Origin of the sequence: Phormidium sp. CCY1219 (genome assembly GCF_035615515.1) — a bacterium.
Classification (GTDB): domain Bacteria; phylum Cyanobacteriota; class Cyanobacteriia; order Cyanobacteriales; family Laspinemataceae; genus CCY1219.
On record NZ_JAJENT010000120.1, the window covers coordinates 1 to 349 of the forward strand.

Consider the following 349-nt stretch of genomic DNA (forward strand, 5'->3'; position numbering starts at 1 on the left):
CGGGCTTCTAGTATGACTTCTTTGTGCGGTGAAAGTACCACGAAGTCATCGGCATATCGGATGATTTTCGGACGATATCCTTTATCTTGCTTTCCGTCAATGTATTTGGATTTAGGGAAGGCATTGACTACCGAATTTATCATCCCATGTAAGGCAATGTTTGCCAGCAGTGGACTAATGACTCCACCCTGTGGAGTTCCTGATTCTGTTGCCTCAAATACGCCATTATCCAAAACTCCGGCTTTAAGCCATTGTTTAATTCTCCGTTTGAGCACGGATGGACAATCTAGTTTGGACAGCAAGTAATCATGGTTAATTCGGTCGAAGCATTTTGCAATATCTGCATCTA

Annotated in this window: 1 protein-coding gene; it reads right to left on the reverse strand. The window is 43.0% G+C overall.

The window, feature by feature from the left end:
• On the reverse strand, positions 1-349 hold a 349-nt coding region (locus LKK83_RS00665), incomplete at both ends, for a reverse transcriptase domain-containing protein (protein ID WP_324628801.1).